The sequence below is a fragment of the Myxococcus sp. AM009 genome, from assembly GCF_013372605.1.
Taxonomy (GTDB): Bacteria; Myxococcota; Myxococcia; order Myxococcales; family Myxococcaceae; genus Myxococcus; species Myxococcus vastator.
Window position 1 is genome coordinate 1 of record NZ_JABXEP010000281.1, and the last position, 5062, is coordinate 5062.

General features: G+C 68.8%; 6 protein-coding genes and 1 pseudogene. 4 read left to right on the top strand and 3 right to left on the bottom strand.

Going from position 1 to position 5062, the window contains the following annotated elements; translation table 11 throughout:
* A pseudogene (locus HV824_RS34785) lies at positions 1–232 on the bottom strand (hypothetical protein); the annotation flags it as partial.
* Positions 233–393: 161 nt separating this feature from the next.
* Between HV824_RS34785 and HV824_RS34790 the strand changes: the two are divergent.
* Positions 394–777: a DUF962 domain-containing protein gene (locus tag HV824_RS34790; protein WP_176420033.1), complete on the top strand. Its 384-nt coding sequence runs from the start codon at positions 394–396 to the stop codon at positions 775–777.
* On the opposite strand, the gene HV824_RS34795 is transcribed toward HV824_RS34790, so the two are convergent.
* Together HV824_RS34795 and HV824_RS34800 are read right to left on the bottom strand one after the other, a co-directional pair.
* A complete protein-coding gene (locus HV824_RS34795) occupies positions 774–1223 on the bottom strand; it encodes a DUF4265 domain-containing protein (RefSeq protein ID WP_176420032.1) in 450 nt (149 codons plus the stop codon). The genes HV824_RS34790 and HV824_RS34795 overlap by 4 nt on opposite strands.
* The gene (locus HV824_RS34800; RefSeq protein WP_176420031.1) at positions 1220–1669 is read right to left on the bottom strand and encodes an HNH endonuclease; all 450 of its coding nucleotides are present in this window, start codon (positions 1667–1669) and stop codon (positions 1220–1222) included. Before HV824_RS34800 ends, HV824_RS34795 begins: the two co-directional genes overlap by 4 nt.
* A 308-nt stretch (positions 1670–1977) precedes the next feature.
* Here HV824_RS34800 and HV824_RS34805 point away from each other — a divergent pair, with 308 nt between their 5' ends.
* The 3 genes from HV824_RS34805 to HV824_RS34815 all read left to right on the top strand — a co-directional run.
* Entirely contained in the window at positions 1978–2862 is an 885-nt protein-coding gene (locus tag HV824_RS34805; protein WP_176420030.1) for a methyltransferase domain-containing protein, read from the top strand.
* A 112-nt stretch (positions 2863–2974) separates the two neighbouring features.
* A complete protein-coding gene (locus HV824_RS34810; RefSeq protein ID WP_176425193.1) occupies positions 2975–4876 on the top strand; it encodes a carbon starvation CstA family protein in 1902 nt (633 codons plus the stop codon).
* A 1-nt stretch (position 4877) separates the two neighbouring features.
* The coding region (locus tag HV824_RS34815; RefSeq protein ID WP_176425194.1) for a YbdD/YjiX family protein at positions 4878–5062 on the top strand (185 nt) is incomplete at its 3' end.

The following is a 5062-nucleotide window of genomic DNA, read 5'->3' on the forward strand; positions in this document are numbered from 1 at the left end:
GGGAGGGGGCTGGACGCGCCGGGCTAGAGGCGGGCGTGGGCAGCAGCGCGCCCTGGGTGACGAGCCGGGAGAGGATGATCCGCAGCCGCTCGGGGGGCAGGCCCGTCAGCGCGGGCAGGTTCCGGGCAGGTGTGGCGCCGTCCAGGCGGGAGAGCACGAAGCCCTCTTCTGGACTGAGCGCCAGCGTCCGCAGGTCGACCGAGGGGTTCGGCTTGGGCATCCACTCCGTCATGGCTCCAGAGTCTTTCATGACCTGGAGGACTCGGGCAGGTCCGGGCCGGGGCGAGCGACCTGTGACTGGAAAACATGACGGATGCTGGACGGCCTGCCCGGCGGATGGGCGTGCGGGGAGCACCCTTGCCTGTCCCTGCCCGTGGGCCCTAACTTCACACCATGTCCGACCGCATCGAGACCTATGCCGAGTTCTGGCCGTTCTACCTGCGGGAGCACGCGCTGCCCTCGACGCGCTGGCTTCACTTCACGGGCACCACCCTGGGCGTGGGGCTGGGCGTGACGGCCGCCGTCACGGGCCGCGGCGCGCTGGTTCCGGCCGCGCTCGTCGCTGCCTACGGCTTCGCGTGGTTCAGCCACTTCGTCATCGAGCGGAACAAGCCCGCGTCGTTCAAGTACCCGCTCTGGTCGTTCATCTCCGACCTCCGCATGGCGGGGTTGATGGGCGCCGGACGGCTGGCGCCACACCTGGAGCGCGCTCGGGCGGGAGGCCTGGGCTCGGGCGAGGCGGCCCGCGCGGTGCCCGAGGCGCAGCAGGCCCGCTAAGGCAGACACGCCTCCTCGTAGCCCCAACGCTCCTCGTCTTCACCTTCGTCCAGGAGCGGCTTCAAGGCGTCGAGAGAGACCGTGGGCGGAACATCCACGGAGATGAGCCCGGGGACATGGCTTTTCTCGACGGCGCAGCCCTGCTTCTCCAGGAGCGCCTTGACGGAGGGGACCTCCTCCTCGTCGTAGATGATGAGGCGCAGGGTGGCATGCCCCGAGGGCCGGACGACCTTCTGGAACAGGAGCTCTCCGTCCACGAGCTTGGCGGAGACGACGTCTTCGCAGGCGACGCCCTTCGCGAAGAAGGGGACGTTGTCGAGCTGGAACAACCCTTCTCCTACAGGGCGCGCCCAGAGCCCCTCGGAGTCCGCGGGGGGGTAGTCGTCCTCATCCTTCTCCAGCTCGAAGATGACCTTGACCCGGTCATCGCCATCCGCAGTGCTCATTTCGACTTCCCGTCGCAAGAGTGCCTGTTGCCCTTCTTGAGGTTGCACTTCCGGCAGAGCACCTGTCCATTCTCCACATCCCCCGCGCCTCCCTTCGACCTGGCGCGCTTGTGGTCGACATGGGCCTCGTTCGACGGAGGCGTCACGCCCTTCTGGTGCCTCTTGCCGGGGACCGTCTCGACTTTGCAATTCACACAGCGGATCTTTCCGTCATTCTCCTTCGCGTTCCGTTCCTTCACGGTGTCCTTCTGCCGCTTCGTGAAGGCCTTTCCGGACCGGTCCTTCTTGTCCTTGTCCTTGTCCTTGCTCGAAATCCCCGCCTGACCGTCAGGAATGGCGGACTCAAGGAGCGGAACGGGTTCAAAGGGCGAGGGCGCCGCGGGGACCTCCATCGTGGATGGCGTTGCGACCGCGACCGCGAGCAGGACCAGATATAGAGTGTTCATCAGGACACTCTCGCATGTGCGAGGCTTTGGTGGCAGGTGTGAGGAATCGCGACGACCCGCGCGGTGGCGCACGGCCTTCCATTGACCCTGCGCACAGCGCCGCTGAACTGGCCGACACCTCCCTCCATGACGCAGTCCCGGGACTGCGAGGAACCAGAGGCTGGGCCGCGACCTACGGGAGAGCCATCTCTCGGCTCGTCCAGCAGGCACGCTGGCACCCAGGGCAGGCGGGCGCCGGGGCGCATTGACGCGTCCGGGACGCTCTCCCAGAATCCGGCTCGTTTCGGGCATCCGCCCGGGGGACCTCCGTGAACCTGCTGACCCGCGTAAAGAAGAGCGTCCGGCACCGCGCCGCCTACAAGGCGTCGGGGCCGTTGTCGAAGCTGCTGAGCCTGACGGGGTTCGGCCGCTATGGCCCTGGCCCCCAGCTCAAGCAGCCGGAGCCGCTGCGCCAGGCTGGCATCCCCGTCGAGCCCTACCGCTTCGACGTGGCGGAGCTGGAGCGCTTCTGGGACGGGCTCCAGGCGCACAACGCCACCATCCGGCACTTCTGCGGCTTCCAGCCCTACTGGGAGAAGCGGCCACAGTACTACTTCACATGGAAGCAGATTGAAGCGCTGGTGGCGCGTGAGGACGCCGTCTACGTGGACATCGCCTCCACCCCGAGCAGCCCGTACCTGGATGTCGTTCGCGAGCTGGGTCGGACGCGGAACATCTACGCGCAGGACCTCGTCTTCCCGCCGGGCATCCACGGCCACCAGATTGGCGGCTCGGCGGCGGAGCTCCCGCTCGAGGACGGCTCGGTGGACGCGATGACGCTGCACTGCTCCTTCGAGCACTTCGAGGGGCGCGCGGACACGGGCTTCATCCGGGAGGCGGGGCGTGTGCTCCGGCCCGGAGGAAAGGTCTGCATCGTCCCGCTGTACCTGGGCGAGTACGCCTTCACCATGTGTGACCCCGCGTGGGGTTACGACATCCGCCGCGACGCGGAGCCCATCATCCATCTGTTCCCGTGCTGGGGCGAGCGGCACGGCCGCTTCTACGACGCCGTCACCTTGAAGGAGCGCGTCCTGGCGCCCGCGCACGCGGCGGGCCTCACGTCCCGCGTCTTCCACTTCGAGAACATCATGGACCTGCACCCGACCTGCTACACGCACTTCGGGCTCGTCCTGGAGAAGCCCGCGAAGGGGTGACGTGCGCCACGTCCCTGCATTTGTTACCCCGGGTGCGGAGCCCGGGCTATAGCCGCCCGTGGGCCGGTGCCCGCCGCTCGCAGCGGCATGGCGCCGCCACACGGAGGCACGCATGGGTGGAGTCGCGCGGAAGTTGGCCTGGGTGCTGCTCGCCGCCGCGGGCGCGGTGAGCCTGGGCACGGTGGCCCTGCACCGGGGCGAAAGCATCAACGCCATCTGGCTGGTGGTGGCGTCCGCCTCTGTCTATCTCATCGGCTACCGCTTCTACGGCCGCTTCGTGGCGCGCAAGGCGCTGGGCGTGGACCCCTCGCGCGCGACGCCGGCGCACCTGCGCAACGACGGCCTGGACTACGTGCCCACGGACAAGTGGGTGCTGTTCGGCCACCACTTCGCCGCCATCGCCGGGGCGGGGCCGCTGGTGGGGCCGGTGCTGGCCGCGCAGATGGGCTACCTGCCCGGCACGCTGTGGATTCTGGTGGGCGCGGTGCTGGCGGGCGCGGTGCAGGACTTCGTCATCCTGGTCTTCTCCGTGCGCCGTGACGGCAAGTCCCTGGGCGACATGGTGCGCCTGGAGCTGGGGCCCGCCGCCGGGGTGACGGCGATGATTGGCGTGTTGATGATCATGATGATCATCCTCGCCGTGCTGGCGCTGGTCGTCGTGAAGGCGCTGGCGCACAGCCCCTGGGGCACCTTCACCGTCGCGATGACGATGCCCATCGCCGTGCTGATGGGGCTCTACCTGCGCTACCTCCGCCCCGGCCGCGTGCTGGAGGTCTCCATCGCGGGCTTCGTGCTGCTGATGTTGTCCATCTGGCTGGGCGGCCACGTCGCCGGGCACCCGACCTGGGGCGCCGCGTTCACCTTCGACGCCAAGGCGCTGGCGTGGATGCTGATTGGCTACGGCTTCTGCGCGTCCGTGCTGCCGGTGTGGCTGCTGCTGGCGCCCCGCGACTACCTGTCCACCTTCCTGAAGATTGGCACCGTGCTGCTCCTGGCAGTGGGCATCCTCCTGGCCGCGCCGGAGCTGCGGATGCCGGCGGTGACGCGCTTCATCGACGGCTCGGGGCCCGTGTTCTCCGGCGGGCTGTTCCCCTTCCTGTTCATCACCATCGCCTGCGGCGCGGTGTCCGGGTGGCACTCGCTCATCTCCTCCGGAACGACGCCGAAGATGCTGGCCAACGAAGGGGACGCGCGGATGGTGGGCTACGGCTCCATGTTGATGGAGTCCTTCGTCGCCATCATGGCGCTCATCGCCGCGTCGGTGCTGGACCCGGGCGTGTACTTCTCCATGAACTCGCCGCCGTCGGTGATTGGCACCACCGTGGAGGAGGCCGCGCGCACCATCAGCCAGTGGGGCTTCGTCGTCACGCCGGAGGTGCTCAGCCAGACGGCCAGGGACATCGGTGAGTCCACCATCCTGTCCCGCGCGGGCGGCGCGCCGACGCTGGCGGTGGGCATGGCGCAGATTCTCCATGGCCTCGTGTCGGGCGAGGGGATGATGGCCTTCTGGTACCACTACGCCATCCTCTTCGAGGCGCTGTTCATCCTCACCACGGTGGACGCGGGCACGCGCGTGGGCCGCTTCATGATTCAGGAGCTGGCCGGGCTGGTGTACGCCCCGCTCAAGCGTACCGAGTCCTGGACGGCCAACATGATTGCCACGGCCCTCTGCGTGGCGGCGTGGGGGTACTTCCTCTACCAGGGCGTGGTGGACCCGCTGGGCGGCATCAACACGCTGTGGCCGCTGTTCGGTATCGCCAACCAGATGCTGGCCGCCATCGCGCTCACGCTGGCGACCGTCATCCTGGTGAAGATGAAGCGGCAGCGCTACGCCTGGGTGCCCGCCGTGCCCGCGGCGTGGCTGGTGCTCTGCACGCTGACGGCGGGGTGGCAGAAGGTGTTCGGCGACGACGTGCGCATCTCCTTCCTGGCTCATGCGCGGGCGGCCTGGCGGTCCCCGACGGCCACCGCGAAGGAGTCACCCGCCGTGCCGCTGCCGGCGGAGGTTCGCTGACATGGCCGCCGTGTGGGCTCGGCTGGGGCACGCGTGGCGCCGCGCGGTGCAGGTGGCCCGGCTGATGATTGGTGTTCCGGACTACGACACCTATGTCGAGCACATGCGCCGCCACCACCCGGACCGGGAGGTGATGAGCTACGCCCGCTTCTTCGACGAGCGGCTCCAGGCCCGCTACCGCGGGGG

Coding starts and splice junctions, on each gene's coding strand:
- HV824_RS34790 (WP_176420033.1), top strand. CDS start 394: ATGTCCGACCGCATCGAGACCTATGCCGAGTTCTGGCCGTTCTACCTG.
- HV824_RS34795 (WP_176420032.1), bottom strand. CDS start 1,223: ATGAGCACTGCGGATGGCGATGACCGGGTCAAGGTCATCTTCGAGCTG.
- HV824_RS34800 (WP_176420031.1), bottom strand. CDS start 1,669: ATGAACACTCTATATCTGGTCCTGCTCGCGGTCGCGGTCGCAACGCCA.
- HV824_RS34810 (WP_176425193.1), top strand. CDS start 2,975: ATGGGTGGAGTCGCGCGGAAGTTGGCCTGGGTGCTGCTCGCCGCCGCG.